Below are 18569 nucleotides of genomic sequence, written 5' to 3'. Positions count from 1 at the left end.
TTGGGCGCCATCATAGCGCCCGAAGAAGGTGTCCAAAATCATTAGGCCAGTTCACCTTGTGTCGCGAAAGGGCTGCGCAGCAGCCCCACGATTTTGGCGCCAGCGCTGAGATCGAGGGGCCGCTTTGCGGTCCTTTCGCGACACAAGGCCGCTCCTACAGGGGTTTTGTGTTTTTGCTGGTGTATCCAAGAAAACCAATAAAAGGAAAACATCGTGGCCGCTGATATCCAAGACAGCCGCTCCGCGCGCTTTGCCCTGCGCTGCTCCAACTGGGCCGAACGCTGGTTCCCCGACTCCTGGGTGTTCGCCGCCCTGGCCGTGATGCTGGTGTCCCTGGGCGCCCTGGCCATGGGCGGTAAACCCACCGATACCGCCAAGGCCTTTGGCGATGGCTTCTGGAGCCTGATCCCGTTCACCATGCAGATGGCTTTCGTGGTCATCGGCGGCTATGTGGTGGCCAGCTCGCCACCTGCCGCGCGGTTGATCGACCGCCTGGCACGGCTGCCGAAGAACGGCCGCTCTGCGGTGTGCTGGGTGGCGCTGATCTCGATGCTCGCGTCTTTGCTCAACTGGGGCCTGTCGTTGGTGTTCGGCGGCCTGCTGGTGCGCGCTCTGGCGCGCCGTACCGACCTGAAGATGGATTACCGTGCCGCTGGCGCCGCCGCCTACCTGGGCCTGGGCGCGGTCTGGGCGCTGGGCCTGTCGTCGTCGGCCGCGCAGTTGCAGGCCAACCCGGCCAGCCTGCCGCCGTCGATCCTGTCGATCACCGGGGTGATCCCGTTCACCGAGACCATCTTCCTCTGGCAGTCCGGGGTGATGCTCGCCGCGCTGGTGATCGTCTCGCTGATCGTCGCCTATGCCACCGCACCTGGCCCGAACAGCGCCCGCAGCGCGCAGGACTGTGGAGTGGACCCGAGCTTCAGCGCACCACCATCGCCCCAGCGTACGCGCCCGGGTGAGTGGCTGGAATACAGCCCGATCCTGATCCTGCTGCTGGTGGCCCTGGCGGGCGGCTGGTTGTACCAGGAGTTCGCTACCAAGCCGGCGATCACCGCGATTTCCGGGCTGAACACCTACAACCTGCTGTTCATCATGCTTGGCGCCCTGTTGCATTGGCGTCCGCGCAGCTTCCTCGATGCCGTGGCCCGCGCCGTGCCGACCACCACGGGGGTGCTGATCCAGTTCCCGTTGTACGGCTCGATCGCCGCCATCCTCACCCAGGTCAAGGGCGCCGATGCCCAGACCCTGGCCCACCACATCTCGCTGTTCTTCACCCAGATCGCCACCCACGACACTTACGCGCTGCTGATGGGGGTGTACTCGGCAGTGCTCGGCTTCTTCATCCCGTCCGGTGGCGGCAAGTGGATCATCGAGGCTCCCTACGTGATGCTGGTGGCCAACGACCTGCAGTACCACCTGGGCTGGGCCGTGCAGATCTACAACGCCGCCGAGGCGCTGCCGAACCTGATCAACCCGTTCTACATGCTGCCGCTGCTGGGGGTGCTGGGGCTCAAGGCGCGTGACCTGATCGGCTTCTCGTTCGTGCAGTTGCTGGTGCATGTGCCGCTGGTGCTGGTGTTGCTGTGGGCGCTGGGCACAACGTTGCAGTATGTGCCGCCGGTGATGCCGTAAGTGTTCCGCGTTGCGTTGGATTAGTTCGATAACCAGGGCTGCGCAGCAGCCCAAGGTCGTGAAGACAATCCAAAAAATCGAAAATGGCTGAACTTTCCTTTATTCGATAATGTTTCGCATTCGCGAATCGTTCTCCTATGGCTGCCTTTCACCGGCAGCCAAGGACACCCTCGAATCGAACAAGGAGAAAGGCAGCGATGTTCGCGCCCACCAGCCGTTCAATGACCCTGGCCCTGGGTCTGTGTACCACCGTGATCAGCCCATTGGTCCTGGCTGAAGAGGCCGAGGACGGTGTTCTGGAGTTAGGTGCCACCGAGATTCTCGCCCAGGGCCTGGGCAGCACCACGGAGCACACCGGCTCATACACCACCGGCAGCATGAGCGCGGCCACGCGCCTGAACTTGTCGATCAAGGACACACCGCAGTCGGTCTCGGTGCTCACCCGCCAGCAGCTCGATGACTTTCGCCTCGACTCGCTTTCCGAAGCCATGGCCCAGGTCACAGGCGTCACCGTCAAGCGCAGTGACTCGGAGCGTCCTGCTTATTATTCCCGGGGCTACGCGATCAACAACTTCCAGATCGACGGAATGCTCAATACCTTCTCCGGGCTCAAGTCCGATTCCGATACCATCATCTACGACCGTATCGAGGTGGTGCGTGGCGCCACTGGCCTGACCACTGGCGCGGGCGACCCCTCCGGAACCATCGCCATGGTGCGCAAGCGCCCGACCGCGCAACTGGCGGTACAGACCGGGGTGAGTGCTGGCAGCTACGACAACTACCGTGGCTACCTCGATGTCGGCGGGCCGCTGGGGTGGGAAGGGCGCTTGCGCGGGCGTACCGTGCTGGCCTACCGCGACAGCCAGTCGTTCATGGACAAGTACGCCAGCCAGCGCGAAGTGGCCTACGGCATCCTCGAGGCGGACCTGACCGACAGCACCGTGCTGGCGGTTGGCTACGACTATCAGAACAAGCATGTACAGGGCGCGTCCTGGGGCACCGTGCCGTACTGGAACGCCGAGGGGGGCAAGGCGCACATGGCGCGCTCGACCAACCTGGCGACCCCGTGGTCGTCCTGGCCGCTGAAGGACCAGACCGTGTTCGCCACCCTGGATCAGCGCCTGGGCGACGATTGGCTGCTCAAGGCCGCCTACACCCAGCGCCGTAGCGACAGTGACGGCAAGGTGTACTACGGTGGCAATGGTTTCCCTGCCGCCGACCGCAGTGGCATGAATGCCTGGACCTCGCATTTCTCCGGACAGGAGCGGATGAGCGCGGTGGACTTCAACCTGGCCGGCCCTTATGCGCTGTTCGGCCGCAGCCATGACTTCATGGTCGGCTACGGGATTTCCAAGCTCAGCAGCACCTCGCCGTTCTACACCGGCCGCAGCGACCCGCCGGGCTACAGCAAGATCGCCGACTGGAAGTACATGGGCGCGATCCCCAAGTTCGGTGACCTCGACAGTGGCCTGGACGCCTCGCGCTCGTATACCCGGCAGAAGGCCGGCTACCTGGCCACGCGGCTCAACCCCACCGACCGTCTGCACTTCGTGCTCGGCAGCCGCTACGGCAGTTGGGAGAGCGAAAGCCGTAGCTGGAACTACGATGCCAACCTCAACCTGACCCGCGCCAGCCGCAGCCAGCAGACCCAGAACGACCAGTGGACGCCCTATGCCGGGGTGCTCTACGACCTGACCGAGCAGTACACGGTGTATGCCAGCTATACCGATATCTTCAATCCGCAGACGCGCAAGGATGTCAGCGACAAGTTCCTCGAGCCGATTGTCGGCAAGGTCTACGAAGTGGGCCTTAAGGGCAGCCTGTTCGACGACCGCGCGCACCTGAGCACCGCGGTGTACCGCAGCAAGCAGGACAATGTCCCCGAGCTCGATGACTCGGTGCCGCTCGGGCCCAATGGTCAGCAGTACTACAAGTCTGGTGGCAAGGGCGTGGTGGTGGAGGGCTTCGAGGCCGAGCTGGCCGGCGAAATCCTGCCTGACTGGCAGATGAGCCTGGGTTACAGCTATACCCATGCCGCCAGTGGCGACAAGACTCGCAAGAACACCGAACAACCGCTGAACCTGGTGCGCTTGTCCAGTACGTACAACTTGTCGCCGAAGCTGACAGTGGGCGGCAGCCTCGACTGGCAGAGCGACACCTACGGTGCCGGGCGGCGCCCGATTGGCCGCGACGCCAAGGGCAATATCGTCACCACCCCCGACCGTATCACCCAGCAGGCGTTCGCCGTGGTCGGGCTGATGGGGCGCTATCACTTCGACGAGCACCTGTCGGCGTCGGTCAACGTGAAGAACCTGTTCGACCAGCATTACTTCAATAATGTCGGCTTCTACAACGGGGTCTACATGGGGGAGCCGCGCACGCTGATGGTCAGCCTGGACTGGCGGTTGTAGGCCGGCGCGCATGGGAGGTGGTGTCGCGATATTAATTTGACGTCAAGATGATGTCTAAATAATATCGCGGCCCTTTTCACGCACTTTCCAAGGATGGGCCAATGGCGCTCAGTTCTCGCCATGCGCATGGTTTTGCCCTGTGTATCTTGTTTTGCAGTGTCTTCAGTCCCGACGCACTGGCCTCGCCCGGTGATCAGGACCTGATCCGCGAGCGGCAGAACCGTCTGCTCGAAGAGCAGCAGCGTCGCCTCGAGGAGCTGCGCAACTTGCCAGGCAAGGCGCAAGACTCGACACCGCAGCCCCAGCGCGAGGACAAGCGTTGCGTCGATGTGCGCAGCATCGAGCTCAAGGGCGCCGTCAGCCTGTCCCAGGTCGAACGCGACCGGGTGATCAAGCCGTTTGTTGGCCAATGCCTGCCACTGTCGCGGCTCAACGATCTGCTGCGAGCCTTGACCGACCTGTACCTGGACCGTGGCATGGTCACCAGCCGTGCCTACCTGCCCCAACAGGACCTGGCCGGCGGCCACCTGCGGGTGCTGGTGGTGGAAGGGCGTCTGGAAGGGCTGCGCCTGGAGTCGGGCAGCGGTTTGACCGAGCGTGAACTGGGCATGACCTTTCCAGGCAGCGCCGGGCAGTCGTTGAACCTGCGGGAAATCGAACAGATGGTCGACCAGCTCAATCGGTTGCCATCCAACCAGGCGCAAATGGAATTGACCCCCGGGCACGAGGTGGGCGGTACCGAGGTGCGAGTGCGCAACCAGGCCAGCAAGCCTTGGCGCGCTTCGTTGTCGCGCAACAATGAGGGCCAGCCCAGTACCGGCGAGCAGATGCTCAACCTGGGCCTGGAGTGGGACAGCCCGCTTGGCCTGGCCGACCAGTTGGTGCTGCGCGGTGGCCACGATGTGGTCAGTGACCACACCCAGGGCTCGAAGAACGGCATGCTCTCCTACAACCTCCCCTGGGGCTGGTGGAACTTCAGCTACAGCTACAGCGAGACCGAGTACCGCTCGCCGATCTTCGCCCAGGGCCACGAATTCAAGCAGAGCGGCGACAGCCAGAGCCACCAGGTCCGCGCCGAACGGGTCGTCCATCGCGACAGCACCAGCAAGACCTCGCTGAGCGCTGGCCTCTCGCACTTGCGCACCAACAACTACATCGAGTCCAGCCGCCTGCGCGGCAGCAGCAACCGCCTGAGCGAAGCCCAGTTCGGGATCAACCACGGCCGTCGCCTGGGCAATGCCTTCGTCAACCTCGACCTTGGCGTGCAGGAGGGCATCGGCGCCTTCGATGCCCAGGATAACGGCCACCCACGGCCAGGTGAGCCGGTGGCGCGGTATCGCAAGTACAGCGCCACCGTCAGCTTCGTGCAGGCGTTCGACCTGTGGGGCGAACAACTGAACCTGAGCAGCATGGCCACCGGTCAGCACAGCGAAGACGTGTTGTTCAGCCCCCAGCGCATCAGCCTGGGCGGCCTGGCCTCGGTGCGTGGCCTGCGCGAGCAGTCGCTGTCGGGGGACAGTGGCGGCTACTGGCGCAGTGACCTGCGCTGGACCCGCCAAGTGGGCTGGGCGCCTCTGCGTCCGGTGTTCAACCAATACGGCCTGGGGCTGGGCTACGACCTGGGGGTGATCAGCAATGATCGCTACAACGGGGCGTACCACGGCCGCGCCAGCAGCCACTCGCTGGAACTGTTCGCCCGTGGCGAGCACGTCGGCACCAGCGTGACCTTCGCCCATACCCTGGAGCGCCCTGGGGTGCTCACCGAGAAAGAACGCCCGGTGTTCTTCCGCCTCGACTTCTTCATCTGAACCTGATTCGCGAGTACCTACATGGACGTACGTCTGTTTGCTTTCCTGGCGCGCCAACCCTCGGCCGCGCCTGAGCCCCGTGAGCGCTTCTGCGGCCTGCCCAGGCGCGGCCTGGCGTTGCTCATGGCCAATGTCATGTTCTGGCAACCGATCTGGGCCCAGGCCGACGGCATCGCGGTCAGTGCCCCGGGTACCAGCCTTGGCCAGGCCGGCAATGGCGTGCCTATCGTCAACATCGCCGCGCCCAATGCCAGCGGGTTGTCGCATAATCAGTTCAGCGACTACAACGTCGGCCGCGAGGGCCTGATCCTCAACAATGCCACCGGGCGCACCCAATCGACCCAGCTGGGCGGGATCATCCTCGGCAACGCCAACCTGCACGGCCACGCCGCCAGCACCATCCTCAACGAGGTCAATGGCGCCAACCCAAGCCAGTTGCGTGGCTATACCGAGGTGGCCGGGCAGGGCGCCCGGGTGATTGTCGCCAACCCCCATGGCATCACCTGCGACGGCTGTGGCTTCATCAACACCCCGCGGGTCACTCTCAGCACCGGCAAGCCGATTATCGAGAACGGCCAGGTGGGGCGCTACCAGGTCGACGGCGGCGCCATCGCCATCGAAGGTAAGGGGCTCAATGCCAGCAATATCGAACGCTTCGAGCTGATTACCCGCAGCGCCAAGATCAATGCCCGGCTGCATGCCCAGCAACTGGACATCGTCACCGGCCGCAACGATGTCGATGCCGACACGCTCAAGGCCACTGCTCGCGCCGACGACGGCAGCACGGCACCGGCGCTGGCCATCGACAGCAGCGCGTTGGGCGGCATGTACGCCGGGGCGATTCGCCTGGTCGGCACCGAGCAGGGCGTGGGGGTGCGGCTGGCCGGCGACATGGCGGTCGACGCCGGTGATTTGGACATCGACACCCGTGGCCAGCTGGTCCTGGGCAACGCCAGTGCCGCTGGCAACTTGCAGATCAAGGCTGGCGCGGCTGAGCTGACGGGCAACGCCTACGCCGCTGGCACCGCCACCGTGCGCAGCAGTGGCGACCTCGAGGTGCGCCAGAGCCTGGCATCGCGACAACAGATGACGGTCGATGCCGCCCAGGTGCGCAACCATGGCGTGATCGAAGCCGGGGTCGAGGCCGACAAGCGCCGTAACGAAAGCGCCGACCTCAGCCTCACCAGCCAAGGGTTGGTCAACAGTGGCCAGGTGGTCGCCAGCCGCGCGCTGACGGTCACGGTCGCCGATACCCTGGTGAACCAGGGCGGCGCCCTGAAGGGGCAACGCCAGACGCTGGTCAGCGACACGCTGGACAACCGCGGCGGCCAGGTGCTCGCCGACAAAAAGCTGGAGGTCACCAGCCGTTTGCTGAAAAACGGCCAGGCCGGCGTGCTGAGCAGCGACGGCAGCACCACGGTGGTCGCTCGCGAGCGCCTGGACAACCAGCGTGGGCAACTGGTGGGGGGCGCGCAACTGAGCGTCACCGCCGGTGAAGTCAACAATACTGACAAGGGCCTGATCGCCAGCAGCGGCCAGGTGACCTTCGATGTCGACCAATTGAACAACCAGGGCGGCAAGGTTTCCGCCAGCCACCAGCAGTTGAAGGCTGTCGGCCTGAACAACCAGGGCGGGACCCTGGTGGCCAAGACCTTGGATGCCACGCTGCGACACCTCGATAACCAAGGCGGCAGCATCGTTGCCAACGAAGGGGCCGCGACTGTCACCGCCACCGACCAGGTGAACAACAATGGCGGCACGTTGCAGGCCAGCACACACCTGCACGTGGTAGGGGGCGAACTGCTCAACCAGGGCGGCGCCATGCTGGGCGACAGTGTCCGCCTTGACGGCCAGCGTCTGGATAACAGCCAGCATGGCCGGGTGGTGGCAGAAAAAGGTTTGTTGCAAGCCAAGCTCGAAGGGGCGTTGAACAACCAGGGCGGGCGCCTGCAGGCCACGGCGGCGAACATCCAGCTGGCTGCCGCCAGTGTCGATAACCGCAGCGGTGTGGTGGTGGGCACGCAGGCGGTCAGCCTCGACGCTGGCACCGGCCTGTTGAACAATCGCGCCGGGCAAGTGCTAGGCGCGCGTCTTGAGCTGAGCGGCAACACCGTCGACAACCAGGACAACGGCCAGATTCTGGCCGGTAGCGGCGGGCTGCTGATCAAGGCGGGCACCGTGCACAACCAGCACGGCAAGCTGCTGGCCGGTGGTTCGTTGGCCGAACTGCTGCTCGACGATGGCCGCCTGGAGAACCAGGCAGGCAGCCTGACCGCTGGCGCCATCACCCTGGTGGCGGGTGATGCCGACAACACTGGCGGTACCCTGACCAGCCTGGCCGGCAACCAGCAGCTCACCGTGCAGCGGTTGATCAACCGCAACGGCCTGATCGAAGCCAGCCAAAGCATCGGCGTCGATGGCCAGAGCCTGGACAACAGCCAGAACGGCAGGCTGATCGCCCATGCAGGCAGCAAGAGCCACCTGACCCTGAGCGGTGAGCTGGACAACCGTGACGGGCATATCGCCAGCGGTGCCAGCGACCTGGATGTCGCCGCGGCGCGGCTGCTCAACCAGCGAGGCTCGCTGGAGCATGGCGGCCAGGGCGCGCTGGTATTGCACGCCGGCAGTTTCAGCGGCAGCCAGGGCAGCGTGACGGGTCTGGGCTCCGGTACCTGGACGATCGGCAGCGCCGACACTGTTGGTACCTGGCACACCAATGGCCAACTGGATATCAGCGGCCTGCAGAGCATCGCTCTGGGGGCCGGCGAACGGATCGCCAGCGCCAGCGACCTGCGCCTGGCCGGCGACCATCTGGTCAATGCCGGCGAGTTGCTCAGCGACGGCAAGCTGACCCTGGAGATGAGCGCCAACCTGGTCAACCAGGGGCTGTTCTCCAGCCAGAAGGCCATGCGCCTGAGCGGCGCCGACCTGATCCAGGACGGCGGTCGGATCGCCAGCGCTGGGCCGATGGAGATCCAGCTGAGCGGCAACCTGAGCAACCGTGGGCGCCTGACCAGTAGTCAGACCCTGGACGTGCGGGCGGCCAGCATCGACAACCAAGGCACCCTGGGCGCCCAGGGCAAGGCTGTACTGCGCGCTGACGGCGCGATCAGCAACCAGCAGGACAGCCTGCTGTTCGCCGGCGGCCCGCTCGAGCTGCGTGGCGCCAGCCTGCTCAACCGATACGCTGATATCTACAGCAAAGGCGACTTGAGTTTCGCCGCCCTTGCCGGTGGCCGCGCAGCCAGCCTGCAGAACCTGTCGGGTAGCATCGAAAGCGAGGGTAATGTCGATATCAAGGTGGACTCGCTGGAGAACGCCAAGGAAAAGTTCGTTCCCGGCGAGACCATCGCCAGCCGCTACATTCGCATCAACTGCACCGACTGTAGCGGTAAGAGCCACACTGGCTCCTATATTGTCACCACCACCTACAAAGGCACGGTGGTCAGCGACTCGCCCGCCGCGCGCCTGCTGGCCAACCGCGACCTGACCCTCGACGCGCAGACCGTCGACAACCGCCAGAGCTTGCTGGCGGCCAACGGCAACCTCAGCGCCAGCGCACAGAACTTCTACAACCGCGGCCAGACCCTGGATACCCGCATCGAGGAGGTCAGCTATTGGCTGCACGGCGTGAGCAAGGGGGCCTACCGCGTCACCGAAGCGGCGACCAACGCCTGGAACGCCCAGAACGCCGGCAAGCCCATCGAGGAGCAGGCGCCGATCCCAACCGCCGTGACCATGTATCCGTCCGAGAAACCCAACAGTCGGATCCTGCCCGGCACCCATACCGCCTATGCCGGTACGGTACAAGCCGGCGGCACGGTGGCGTTGAATGTCAGCGGTGAACTGGTCAACGGTACTTTGGATGCGCACAACACCGCGCAACTGACCGGCAAGGCCATCGACAGCGCGGCCGCGGCGGCCGGTGGCGTGCGCGTCACCTTGGGCACCCAGGCGGGCGACCCAGGGCTGCCCAAGGACGTCAAGCGCATCGAGACCATCGCTGCCGATGGCAGCACCCAGGTGCGCTTCGTGCCGGTGGACTTCAGTGGCGCGCCGTTCGTGAGCGTTGACCCCACCGCACTGTCGAGCTTCCGCCTGCCCCAGGGCGAGTATGGCTTGTTCGTGCGCAACCAGAGCCCCAACGCCAGCTACCTGGTCGAGTCCAACCCCGAACTGACCAACCTGGGCCGCTTCATGGCTTCGGACTACATGCTTGGCCAGCTCGGCTTCGACGCCGACAAGGCCTGGCGTCGCCTCGGTGACGGGCGCTACGAGACGCGCCTGGTCGCCGACGCGGTCCGGGCTCAGACCGGCCAGCGTTTCCTCGCCGATGGCCTGGGCAGCGACTACGAGCAGTTCAAGTACCTGATGGACAACGCCCTGGCCAGCAAGGACACCCTGGGCCTGAGCGTGGGCGTGGGCTTGACCAGCCAGCAAGTGGCGGCCCTGACCCATGACATCGTGTGGATGGAAGAGCGCGTGGTCGATGGCCAGAAGGTGCTGGCGCCGGTGCTGTACCTGGCCAAGGTCGACGCGCGCAACCTGCGTGGCGGCGCCCTGGTGCAGGGCCGTGACCTGGAGCTGGTCACCGGCGGCGACCTGAAGAGCGTCGGCACCTTGCGCGCCAGCAAAGACCTCAGTGCCGTGGTCGGGGGCAGCCTCTACCAAGGTGGCCTGGCCCAAGCCAACGAGCACCTGGCGCTGCTGGCCCAGGACAGCATTCGCAATGCCCTGGCTGGCGAGATCCGCGGCAACCAGGTCGACCTGGTGTCGCTCAAGGGCGATATCGTCAACGACCGAACCGCGACCCAGGTGAGCGTGGGCGCTGGCAGTGCCACGCGGGTGGATGCCGGTGCCATGATCAGTGGGCGCACAGGGGTAAATCTCGACGCCGCTGGCGATTTGACCAACAAGGGGCGTATCAGCAGCGGTGGCGATCTGAGCGCCAAGGCGGGTGGAGATATCAACCTGCTTGCCGTGCAGGATCGAACCGTTACCCGTGAGGCCCTGCGTCGCGGCCTGCGCACCGAGGAGACAGTGACCCAACTGGGTTCCAGCTTGGAGGCTGCAGGCAACATGACCCTCCAGGCCGGGCATGACTTGTATGTCGAGGCCAGTACCGCGAAGGCTGGCAAGAACCTGGAAGCCAGCGCGGTAGGTGATATCAGCCTGGTTGCCGGGGTGGACTCCCACGATATCGACAGCCGCAGCAAGAAGGGCAAGAAGAAAGTCCATGAAGTCGAGGAACACAGCCGTCTGGTGGCCGCTGGCCTGAGTGCCGGTGAGAACCTGGATGTGGTCGCCGGCAACGACGTCAATCTGCTGGCCAGCAAGCTCAAGGCCGGCGATGAAGCTTACGTCTATGCCGGCAACGACCTGAACCTGATCGCCGGGCAAGAGCGCGACTACACGCTCTACGACATGAAGAAAAAGGGCGGTTGGGGGGCCAAGCAAACCCAGCGTGACGAAGTCACCCAGGTTACTCATGTCGGCAGCGAGATCACCAGCGGCGGCGATCTGCGCCTGGTCAGCAAGGGCGACCAGCTGTATCAGGTGGCCAAGCTCGATAGCGGTGGTGACCTGACCTTGCACAGTGGCGGTGATATCACCTTCGCCGCTGTCAAGGACTTGCATCAGGAGAGCCACGAGAAATCCAAGTCCGATGCTGGCTGGTTCAGCATGAAGGGCAAGGGCAGTACCGACGAAACCTTGCGTCAGACCCAGATGCAGGCCAAGGGCGAGCTGGTGATCAATGCTGTCGGCGCCATTCATGCGGATGTGCGGCAGATCAACCAGAAGACCGTGAGTGAGTCGATCGACTCGATGGTCAAGGCCGACCCGTCGCTGGCCTGGCTCAAGCAGCTTGAGGCACAGGGGGGCGTTGACTGGCGCCAGGTAGAGGAAATCCATACCAGCTTCAAGTACGCCAACTCAGGCCTAGGGCCTGCGGCGCAACTGGCGATCGCGATCATGATGGCAGCTGTGATGGGGCCGGCGGGCTTCGGCTTGAGCGGGGTACCTTTGGCGGGTGCCACTAGCCTGGCGACCACCGGGGCTGTGAGTACCATCAACAACAAAGGCGACCTGGGCGCGGCGCTCAAGGAAACCTTGAGCAAGGAAAGCCTCAAGAGCGCCGCGACGGCCATGGCGGTCGCAGGGGCGTTGCAGTTCGCCGACGAGAAGTGGTTCAAGGCCGGGGATGCGGCGAACAACGGGGCTGTCAACATTGAGAATGGCCAAGCACTGCCGGTCGCATCCACGCCCGATAATGTCCTGACCTGGAGCAATGCCCCCGATGTCGCGCTGCGGGTGGGTGGCCGGGCGGTGATCAGCGGCAGTATCTCCACGGCAATCAACGGCGGCAGCCTGAAGGACAACCTGCTGGGCTCGCTGGCCGGCGAGGCCAGTACGGTTGCCATGGCCACCGGCTTCAAGTGGGTGGGCGACAAGACCATCAGTTTCGAGAGTGGCAGTCTGCCGAAGATCGTCTCCCACGCCATCGTGGGTGGGCTGATTGCGCAAGCCACGGGCGGTGATTTCAAAACCGGGGCAGCGGCGGCAGGTCTCAACGAGGCGATGGTCAATGCCCTCTCGTCGGCAGCGCAGGGCAACGAGCAAGTGCACATGATGTTGTCGCAGTTGACCGGGCTGGTAGCCGCCGCGGCAGTGAATGGCGAGTTGGAAAAAGGAGTGCAGGTTGCACAGTCGGCAACCGAGTACAACCACTACTTGCATCGCAAGAACGCCGAGGCATTTGCCAAGGCCATCATCGACGCCTGCACCAAAGTGCCTAAGGAGTGCAAAGGTGATGCTTCCAAGGTCAGTCAGCAGGATCTGCTGGATGCCCTCGAAGTATCGGCGCAGCATGGCAAGGGTATAGAAACACTCAATCCCCAAGCGAAACTGCTGGTCGATCAGTTTAGGAAAGATTTCAAGGTTGATGACGACCTTTTCAAATACACCGAGTCTGAACAGGAACGCTTGGATGTCGAGCAGAAGTTCGAGCTCGCCGGGGCGGTTCTTTCAGGGGCCAATGCCTTGCGAGGGCTGGCGCGTAATGGCCCAAGCATCATCGAGTCGATAAAGTCCTGGTTCGGTGCCAGTGGCGCGACGCAAACGAAGACGCTGGAGAACGCTGCCAGTATCTGGGCAAAATCGCCCACGCAACGGGGCAACCTCATCGAGGCTCAATTGGCCAAGACCGAGTATGCTCCGGGCAAGGGTTGGTACAACGTAGGTCAGGAACGTGGTGGGTATTTCCCGTTGGTCGACTTCCAACAAGGCAATACCCTTGTCAGCCTGAAGTCGGTCAATACAACCGGTACTACTTGGCTGCCGCGGATGCAGGAACATATTCTGGATTTGGGGACCAATGGCGCCAAGGTTGATGGTCAACTCGCCAAGATGGTGCTGGACATTCGGGTTCAGCCAGGTGGTCTGAATGCCGCACAGCAACTCGTCAAATTTGGTGCCGATAACAACGTCACCGTGATTATCAAGGAATTTAAATGACTGATCGCAGGCTTGAACAGCTCAAGATCGTGTTCGCGCCAGAATGCATCTCTGCCGAGGCGGTGTTTGACCGCGTCATCGAGGTTCTGCAGCGGCTTTTTCCCGAACCACAGTTTTCGGTGCATGGGCGCGCGACGACGCTAGCGACGCTCAAGAAGAAGGTCCTGCAAAAGCCATCTTGGCCCAGTGGTGTGCAGTGCAATGGCTTGGAGTTGCGTTTCGCGGTCTTGGGCGGGCTGCACGACTATCTCTTGATCGCGGAGCACGTGCCGGGTGCGGCAGGACCTTGGCCTGTGTGGGTCGAGGCGTTCATGCAGCATCCCGGGTTCGTGCAAGCCTGGGTTGTCGACCAGGAGTATGACTATTGGCAAAACGCCAAGGACCCACTCCAGTATGACGCCGTTGGCAAGGACCATTCACACCTGGCAAAGCGCTCGAACGGGCTGCCTTTCCCGTTGGAACAGTTGGAAATCGACGTTTCCGACAACCCAGGGCGCTGGGCGTTGCGTGAGGGTTATGTCGAAGCGGTCGCTGCCCAGATGTGGCTCGGCGATAGATTCTGGAAATGCACTGGGGAGGCGCGCAAGGATCAGGTGCTTCAGGCTCCGGCGCTGACAACCCAGGTGCTGGACGGTGGGGTGATCAGCTTGGTAGCCGCTGCGGGTAGCTTTGTCGACAGCTCGACTGCGCAGATTCAACAGCAGCTGAGGGCGTTTCTCTACCCCGCGTAATGCGCAATGGGCCACCCGCTAGCCAGAAAGCAGGTGGCCGCATTGGTGGGCCGCATGCTTTCTGGTCGTTCGATGGCGGCAAGCGAGTATCGCGAGGCCCAGCGCCTCCCCTCAGCATTTCATTGACGTCAAAGCCCATCAACCCTTGCCCCAGCCTCGGCTTCTTGGCACCCTTTGCCAGCCATTGCGTCTCGTCAACACAAGGAACCCTCAAGGTGAGCTGGGAAAAAGTCGGTAAAACACTGGCCGCGTCGCTGGTCGTGGCGGCCTGCGTCGCGGCCTTCTACACGGTGCTGCGTGACGACGACCGGCTGCAGGCGCGCCTGACCTACGCCCACCTGACCTACCCCGGCCAGTTCAACGAGCGCGTCACCCAGGCCAACGACCTGCTCAAGTACGAACGCCTGCACGAGCGCGTCGGCAACATCGGCGCCGGCAATCTCGACCATCAGCAGGTCGACAAGCTGGTCGAACTGGCCCAGGCACCCTACCTGCAACTGTTCGCGCGGCCCTTCGAGGCCGGCCTGGTGGATCACCGCACCGGCCTGCTCATCGAATTGAACAACCCGCGCCAGCAAGCGCTGCAGGACGTGCAGATCCGCCTGCCGGCCAAAGGCCTGGTCCAGGTGCGCGATGCCGCTGGCAACGACACGTTGATCCCGACGTCGACCAACCTGATCGACATCCCGCTCATCGATGCCCAGGGCGACGCCAAGGTCTGGGTGTATTTCGACTCGGACTACTCGCAGATCCGCCAAGGCGGTATCAGTATCCATCAGGGCGGTGCCAGCGCGCAGATCCAGGTGGTGCGCGAATTCGTCGGTTTCCCCGCCTGGGTGGCGCGCTACAGCCACGAGTTGGTACTGCTGCTGGTGCTGCTGTCGGGCGCGGTGTCGCTGCTGGGTTACCGTACGCTGAAGCACCCCGCCCAGCGCGTGCAGTGCAGTCGCTGACGGGGTCGCGCGCGCCCGGCGATCAAGCGTCCCTTGCCCCAGGCGCAGCCATGCAAGTGGCGGCCTGCCAGCGGACCATGACTGCTCTGCAGCAAGCAAGGCGCCCCGCGGTTACCAGGCCAGGGGCGTGTCGAAGCCTTTCCAGCACACCCAGCGCCGCACCTCGGCGTGGGCGCCGGTGCCGATCTGCCATTGCGGCCGGCCGCTGTCCAGGGCGATCAACGAGATGAAGCCGGCGTGACTGGCCGCCACCAGGGTGCGGCCGTCGGCGCTGATGTCCAGGGCGCTGATGGTCGAGCCGAGGTAGTGTTGCCAGTGTTCGCCACCGTCCTCGCCAAAGGCGCGCAGGTAGCCATGGGCATCGCCGACGATGTACTCGCCGTCGCGGGCGACGCCGGCATAGATGCGCGCACCTTGCTGTAACAGCGGCGTGCGTGGATGGTCGCTGCCGGGCGCTGTGTCCAGCCCGGGCAGGTCGGCGACACGCACGCCAAGGCTGGCGCCTTGGTAGCGGTGGCAGGCATTGAGCAGCAACTGATCGCCGCGGCGGTTGAACAGGGCGAAATGCGCATACTCGCTGGCCGGTCCAATGCTTGCCAAGGGTTGCAGCTGTTCGTCGAGCAGCAGATGACGCCCGCGCTGTTCGCCCAGGGCGATCAGCCGGCCATCCGGGGCCAGGGCCGCGTGCGCCATGGCCAGGCCCAGGTCGATGTCGTCCGGGTCGACGCCTCGCTGCAGGTCGTCGAGGATGCTTTCCTGGCGCGGCAGCAGGCGGGTGGCGCCGCTGGCGGCGAGTACGAAGATGCCGTCGCCGCTCACCAACAGCACCCGCTGGCCGTCAGGGAAGGGTGTGAGTGTGATGGGTGCCGGCGGCAGGTCCAGCGGTTCGAACGGATAGCCCGGGGGCAGGCCTTCCAGGCCGTGGGGCCAGGCCAACCGCGCCACCAGCGGGCCGCCCCAGCCATCGGTGACGCGCACCCCTTCGGCGTTGGCCAGGGCATAGTAGCGTCGCTGCGGGCAGCGACCGAAATGGTTGATGCCTATCACCGGGGTGACGCTGTGGGCGTCGATGCGCAGCACCTGGCCCTTGTCTTGGGGCGGGCCAACCCGCGCCAGCAGGCTGCCGTCCTCCAGCAGTAACAGGGGGCCGACCCCCTGGGCCTGTTCGTCGAGCAACGGTAGCAGCGGCAGGTGCGCGGGCGGCCAGGCTTCGCGGAACAGCTGGCGCTGCGGCTCGTCGACACCCGGCCGGTTAATCGCCAGCAAGGCGGCCTGCCAGGCCTCGAGCAGGTGCCCGGTGGTCGGCGCCGGCGGCTGCGCGAGGTCGTCCCATCCGTGCGCGCGGCCCTGCGCGACGTACTGGTTGACGGCCTCGGCATAGGCGATCACCGCCTCGCGCCACTGCTGCTGGGGGTGCTGCTTGTTCATGGCGGATCGAACTCCTTGTTCCGCAATGTTGTCAGGAAGGGTGCATCAAAACGGTGCATGGTACTCCGTCCGCGTCTGTGGTTGTGAGGCCCGGGCTTGATGCGTACCATGCCGGGCATCCTTTCAATAAAAAACGTGCGTCACCGGGCCTGGAGCGGGCAGGTGGGGCGCGTCATATCGCCTTGTCCGCGGAGAACAGTTTTTCCCCATGAATGGTCCCGTACCCACCTCGTTGCCCCCCACCACCGGCAACGGCAGCTGGCTGAGCGTCATCGCCCTGGCGCTGGCGGCGTTCATCTTCAACACTACCGAGTTCGTCCCGGTGGCGCTGCTCAGCGATATCGGCCGCAGCTTCGACATGAGCACCGCGCAGGTCGGCCTGATGCTGACCATCTACGCCTGGGTGGTGGCGCTGGCCTCGCTGCCGATGATGCTGATGACTCGCAACATCGAGCGGCGGCGCCTGCTGCTATTGGTGTTCCTGGTGTTCATCCTCAGCCACCTGTTGTCGTGGTTGTCGCAGAGCTTCGCCATGCTGCTGGTGAGCCGCATCGGCATCGCCCTGGCCCATGCCGTGTTCTGGGCCATCACCGCCTCGTTGGCGGTGCGCGTGGCGCCGCCCGGGCAACAGGCCAAGGCGCTGGGCTTGCTGGCCACCGGCACCACCCTGGCGATGGTCATGGGCATCCCGCTGGGGCGGGTGGTGGGCGAGGCCTTGGGCTGGCGCATCACCTTCCTGTGCATCGCCGGTGTGGCCCTGGCGACCATGCTCTGCCTGATGAAGTCGCTGCCGCTGCTGCCGAGCCAGAACTCAGGTTCCCTGCGCAGCCTGCCGATCCTGTTCAAGCGCCCGGCGCTGGTGATCACCTATGCGCTGGTGACCCTGGTGATCACCGCGCAGTTCACCGCCTACAGCTACATCGAGCCGTTCGCCTTGCATGTGGCGCAGATCGGCGGCGAGCGCACCACGCTGCTGCTGTTGCTGTTCGGCGGTGCCGGCGTGTTCGGCTCGTTGCTGTTCAGCCGCTACAGCGACCGCTATCCCCATGGCTTCCTGGTCGGGGCGATCGGCGCCCTGGCCGCCTGCCTGTTGCTGCTGCTGCCACTGTCGGGCAACTTCTATGTCTTTGCTGGCCTGAGCATGGTCTGGGGCGTGGCGATCCTCAGCTTCAGCCTGGCCTTGCAATCCAAGACCCTCAAGCTGGCCTCGGACGCCACCGATGTGGCCATGGCACTGTTCTCGGGCATCTACAACATCGGTATCGGCGGCGGCGCCTTGCTCGGCAGCATCGTCAGCAGCCAGACGGGCGTTGCTCACATCGGCCTGGTGGGCGGCAGCGTGGCCGTGGTCGGCTTGCTGCTGGCGCTGGCCAGTACCCGGCGCTTTCGCCAGGCGTTGGGGCATCCGCCGGCCTGACCTTCGTCTCAAGACTTTTCATACAGAGCCTGGAACGATTGTGCAGCCATCAGCGCTGGGCGAACGCCAAGTTGATGCCCAGCCCGGCGAACGAGGCGGCAAAGCCACGGCGCAGCCAGGCCTGGACCTTGGGCGAGTCGATCACCGCGCGGCGGAACAGGTGGGCGAGCAGGCCATAGAGCACGAACACGACGAAGGTCATGGCCATGAACACGGCGCTCAGGCCGAGCATCTGCACGGTCGCGGAGCCCGCGTGCGGGTCGATGAACTGCGGCAGGAAAGCCAGGAAGAACAGCGTCAACTTGGGGTTGAGGATGTTCAGCAGGCAGGCCTTGAGCACCAGTTGCCCGGCACTGGCGGGGGCGGCCTTGGCATCCACGGCGAAGGCCGCGCGATCGCGCCAGGTGGCGTAGGCCAGGTACAGCAGGTAGGCGACGCCGGCGAACTTCAGCCCCTGGAACGCCAGGGCGCTGGTGTGTAGCAGCGCCGATAGGCCCAGCACCGAGGCCAGCAGGTGCGGGACGATGCCCGAGGTACAGCCCAAGGCGGTCCACAGGCAGGCGCGGCGCCCGGCCACCAGGGCGCTGGAGACGGTGAGGATGACCCCGCTGCCGGGGATCAGCACGATGATCAGGGCGGTGAGCAGAAATTCCAGGCTTGGCATCGCAGGCAGC

General features: G+C 64.6%; 9 protein-coding genes. 7 read left to right on the top strand and 2 right to left on the bottom strand.

The window, feature by feature from the left end:
• The first annotated feature begins 213 nt into the window (after positions 1 to 213).
• The 6 genes from ACODS5_RS22415 to ACODS5_RS22390 all read left to right on the top strand — a co-directional run bounded on the left by ACODS5_RS22415 (position 214) and on the right by ACODS5_RS22390 (position 15050).
• Positions 214 to 1632, top strand: a complete 1419-nt coding sequence (locus tag ACODS5_RS22415; protein WP_134693007.1) for a short-chain fatty acid transporter — start codon at positions 214 to 216, stop codon at positions 1630 to 1632.
• A 197-nt stretch (positions 1633 to 1829) separates the two neighbouring features.
• Positions 1830 to 4043: a TonB-dependent siderophore receptor gene (locus ACODS5_RS22410; protein ID WP_489109685.1), complete on the top strand. Its 2214-nt coding sequence runs from the start codon at positions 1830 to 1832 to the stop codon at positions 4041 to 4043.
• Positions 4044 to 4144: 101 nt separating this feature from the next.
• The gene (locus ACODS5_RS22405; RefSeq protein ID WP_134693005.1) at positions 4145 to 5851 is read left to right on the top strand and encodes a ShlB/FhaC/HecB family hemolysin secretion/activation protein; all 1707 of its coding nucleotides are present in this window, start codon (positions 4145 to 4147) and stop codon (positions 5849 to 5851) included.
• 21 nt (positions 5852 to 5872) lie between these two features.
• Entirely contained in the window at positions 5873 to 13366 is a 7494-nt protein-coding gene (locus tag ACODS5_RS22400) for a two-partner secretion domain-containing protein (protein ID WP_489109684.1), read from the top strand.
• Complete coding sequence (locus ACODS5_RS22395; protein ID WP_489109683.1) at positions 13363 to 14097, top strand: hypothetical protein; 735 nt, start codon at positions 13363 to 13365, stop codon at positions 14095 to 14097. The genes ACODS5_RS22400 and ACODS5_RS22395 overlap by 4 nt, the downstream gene beginning before the upstream one ends.
• 215 nt (positions 14098 to 14312) lie before the next feature.
• Positions 14313 to 15050, top strand: coding sequence for a hypothetical protein (locus ACODS5_RS22390; protein ID WP_489109682.1), 738 nt, complete (start codon positions 14313 to 14315; stop codon positions 15048 to 15050).
• A 111-nt stretch (positions 15051 to 15161) separates the two neighbouring features.
• On the opposite strand, the gene ACODS5_RS22385 is transcribed toward ACODS5_RS22390, so the two are convergent.
• A complete protein-coding gene (locus ACODS5_RS22385; protein WP_489109681.1) occupies positions 15162 to 16478 on the bottom strand; it encodes a WD40 repeat domain-containing protein in 1317 nt (438 codons plus the stop codon).
• Positions 16479 to 16686: 208 nt separating this feature from the next.
• Here ACODS5_RS22385 and ACODS5_RS22380 point away from each other — a divergent pair, with 208 nt between their 5' ends.
• Positions 16687 to 17895, top strand: a complete 1209-nt coding sequence (locus tag ACODS5_RS22380; protein ID WP_134693000.1) for a sugar transporter — start codon at positions 16687 to 16689, stop codon at positions 17893 to 17895.
• 49 nt (positions 17896 to 17944) lie between these two features.
• On the opposite strand, the gene ACODS5_RS22375 is transcribed toward ACODS5_RS22380, so the two are convergent.
• A complete protein-coding gene (locus ACODS5_RS22375) occupies positions 17945 to 18559 on the bottom strand; it encodes a LysE family translocator (RefSeq protein WP_489109680.1) in 615 nt (204 codons plus the stop codon).
• Between the last annotated feature and the right edge of the window lie 10 nt (positions 18560 to 18569).

This window comes from Pseudomonas sp. FG47 (assembly GCF_057809115.1).
The sequence above is the reverse complement of the archived record's forward strand: the minus strand, read 5'-3'. Positions and strand labels throughout refer to the sequence as shown.

What these genes read in the sequence shown, in the direction of transcription:
- ACODS5_RS22410 (WP_489109685.1), top strand. Translation starts at nt 1,830, where the DNA reads ATGTTCGCGCCCACCAGCCGTTCAATGACCCTGGCCCTGGGTCTGTGT.
- ACODS5_RS22405 (WP_134693005.1), top strand. Translation starts at nt 4,145, where the DNA reads ATGGCGCTCAGTTCTCGCCATGCGCATGGTTTTGCCCTGTGTATCTTG.
- ACODS5_RS22400 (WP_489109684.1), top strand. Translation starts at nt 5,873, where the DNA reads ATGGACGTACGTCTGTTTGCTTTCCTGGCGCGCCAACCCTCGGCCGCG.
- ACODS5_RS22395 (WP_489109683.1), top strand. Translation starts at nt 13,363, where the DNA reads ATGACTGATCGCAGGCTTGAACAGCTCAAGATCGTGTTCGCGCCAGAA.
- ACODS5_RS22385 (WP_489109681.1), bottom strand. Translation starts at nt 16,478, where the DNA reads ATGAACAAGCAGCACCCCCAGCAGCAGTGGCGCGAGGCGGTGATCGCC.
- ACODS5_RS22380 (WP_134693000.1), top strand. Translation starts at nt 16,687, where the DNA reads ATGAATGGTCCCGTACCCACCTCGTTGCCCCCCACCACCGGCAACGGC.
- ACODS5_RS22375 (WP_489109680.1), bottom strand. Translation starts at nt 18,559, where the DNA reads ATGCCAAGCCTGGAATTTCTGCTCACCGCCCTGATCATCGTGCTGATC.